At 70.1% G+C, this 3028-nt stretch carries 1 protein-coding gene; it reads left to right on the top strand.

The window, feature by feature from the left end; all coding sequences use genetic code 11:
- Positions 1 to 35 precede the first annotated feature (35 nt).
- On the top strand, positions 36 to 3028 hold a 2993-nt coding region (locus tag ACIA8R_RS52920), incomplete at its 3' end, for a polyketide synthase dehydratase domain-containing protein (RefSeq protein WP_397045838.1).

The following is a 3028-nucleotide window of genomic DNA, read 5'->3' as shown; positions in this document are numbered from 1 at the left end:
TGGCGCGGTGGCGGGCGCGTGGGGTGCGGGCGCGGGTGCTGGAGGCGACGGTCGCCTCGCATTCGGCGATGGTGGATCCGCTGGCCGGGGAGCTGTTGGAGATGCTCGGGCCGGTCAGTGCGCGGGCGGGCCGGGTTGCGGTGTATTCGACGGTCACGGGCGGGGTGCAGGCCGGTGAGGGGATGGATGCCGGGTACTGGTTTTCCAACGCGCGTTGCATGGTGCGTTTCCAGGAGGCGGTCCGGGCGTTGCTGGCCGATGGGGTGACCGGCTTCATCGAGGTGGGCGCGCATCCGGTGCTGACGATGGCGGTGCAGGACATTCTGGATGACGCTCATGTTCCCGGTGTGGTGGTGGGGACGCTGCGTCGTGGTGAGGGCGGCCCGGACCGGTTCATGCGGTCGATGAGCGAGGCGTTCGTGGGCGGGCTGCCTGTCTCCTGGCGTTCCGTTCTTGCCGAGCAGCCGGACACGGACGCGGGGACGCGTGCGGGGGCGGAGACGGGCGCGGACACGGAGGCGGCGGCGGAGGCGGGGACGCGTGCGGGCGCGGGGACGGGCGCGGAGACGGGCGCGGGCGCGGGTGCGGGGACAGGCTGGGTGGAGTTGCCTACCTACGCTTTCCAGCGTCGCCGTTACTGGCTGGATCAGCTTCCGGTGGGGGTGGGTGCGGATCAGCTGGGGTTGGCGGGGGCGGATCATCCGTTCTTGGGTGCGGTGGTGGAGGTGCCGGAGCAGGGCGGGCTGGTGTTGACGGGGCGGTTGTCTCTGGCTGCTCATCCGTGGCTGGCCGATCACGCTGTCGGCGGGTCGGTGATTTTTCCTGGTACGGGGTTCGTGGAGTTGGTGATCCGGGCGGGTGACGGGGTCGGCTGTTCGCGGGTTGAGGAGTTGACGTTGGAGGCGCCGTTGGTGCTGGACGCCGACTCCTCAGCCCAGGTGCTGGTGCGGGTGTCCGGCGCGGGTACGGACGGGCGACGTGAGGTGCACGTCTACGCCCGACCAGCAGAAACAGGAGCAGGGACAGGTGCGGGAGCTGGGCTGGGCGAGGGGTGGCGGCGTCATGCCAGCGCGGTGATGGTCCAGAGCGAGATGAACGCCGCGAGCACGACGAACACCGCAAGCGTGGTGAACGCCGAGAGCGCCGAGGGCGTGAACGGGGATGGTGCGGGGGCTGGTTTCGAGCTGGGTGTGTGGCCGCCGGTGGGGGCGCGGGCGGTGGAGGTGGAGGGCTTCTATCAAAAGCTGGCCGATGAGGGTTACGGGTATGGGCCTGCTTTTCGGGGGTTGAAGCGGGCCTGGGTGCGCGGGGGGGAGGTGTTCGCGGAGGTTGAGCTGGGTGAGCGGGAGTGTGTGGATGCGGCCCGGTTCGGGGTTCATCCGGCGTTGCTGGATGCCGCCTTGCATGCCACCAGCCTGCCCGCCCACATCGAGCAAACCAACGGGGCCGACAATCCTGGCGGGGCGGGGGTGATGTTGCCGTTCGCGTGGACGGGGGTGGAACTGCTGGCCTCCGGCGCCCGGCAGTTGCGGGTGCACGTCCAACCGGCCTCCGATGCCGGTGGTGGTGTCAGTATCCGGATGGCCGATGGCAGCGGTGCCCCGGTGGCGGTGGTGACGAGTCTGATCTCACGCCCTCTACCGGCGGACGGGCTGGCTACCGGCGGGCTGCGGGCAGGTGAGCGGCCTGCGGTTGAGGGGTTGCATCAGTTGCAGTGGCTGCCCTTACCGGGCAACCCAGCAGGCAACCCAGCAGGCAACCCAGCAGGGCGACCGGCGGGCAAGCTCATAGAAGGGGCATCACACACGGCATCAGAGGCTGCATCGGACGCGACACGGGGCCAAGTGATCGTGGTCGGCCCGTCTTCTGGTGACGTGGTGGCGGCGGTGCAGGAGGCTGGCGGCACTGTCGCGGGCCACTACCGCGACCTACCGGCATTGAACACGGCACTGGCTGCAGGCGAGCCGACAGCCGAGACGGTGATCCTGTCTCTGGACATGAGAGCTCCCACCCACGACACTCACGACACCAACGACACCAACGGCACCAACGGCACCAACGGCACCAACGGCACCAACGGCACCAACGGCACCAACGGCACCAACGACACCAACGACACCAACGACACCAACGACACCAACGACACCAACGACACCAACGACACCAACGACACCAACGACACCAACGACGAGCATGGTGAGCTGCTGTCGCGGTTGCGTGTGGAGCTGGACCGGGTGGTGGAGGTGCTGCGGGGCTGGCTGGCCAGTGAGCGGCTGGCCGAGACCCGGCTGGTGCTGCTCACCACCGGTGTGGTCACGGTGGGACACAACGCCGACCCCGGCACCACCGATCCCGGCAACACCGGTCCTGGGAATGATGGCCGCGAGTTGGTGGGGGCGGCGGTGCTGGGGCTGGCGCGGTCGGCGCAGGCCGAGCACCCCGGCCGGTTCCTGCTGGTCGACGTGGACGGACAACCCGCTTCCTGGCAGGCGCTGGCCAACGTACTGGGCACGGGCGGCGCGCCAGGCAACGCCCCGGCTACCACGCCGGACACAGCCAGCGCACTGGGCACAGGCAGCGCGCCGAGCGGCGTGCCGGGTGAGGCGCTGGGCAACGCCCCGGCCATGAACGGTGCGGCCGGTGTGGGGGATGAGCCGCAGATCCTGGTCCGGCAGGGCCGGGTCCTGGTCCCCCGGCTCACCCCCGCACGGGCCGGGGAGGACCTGGCAGTGCCGGACGGAGACGGGGCGTGGCGGCTGGACTGCCCCACACCCGGCTCGGTCGAAGGACTGGCCCTGGTGTCGGACCCGCGCGGGGACCGGGATTTGGGTGCCGGGCAGGTGCGGGTGCAGGTCCGGGCCGCGGGGGTGAACTTCCGTGATCTCGTGGTCACGCTCGGCATGGTGCCGGAACAGGGTGAACCGATCGGTGGTGAGTTCGCCGGTGTGGTCACCCAGATCGCGGCCGACGTGACCCGGTTCGCGGTCGGTGACCGCGTCATGGGATTAGGTGAAGGGGCGTTCGGCCC

The sequence above is a fragment of the Nonomuraea sp. NPDC051191 genome (assembly GCF_044455665.1).
Classification (GTDB): Bacteria; Actinomycetota; Actinomycetes; order Streptosporangiales; family Streptosporangiaceae; genus Nonomuraea.
The sequence above is the reverse complement of the archived record's forward strand: the minus strand, read 5'-3'. Positions and strand labels throughout refer to the sequence as shown.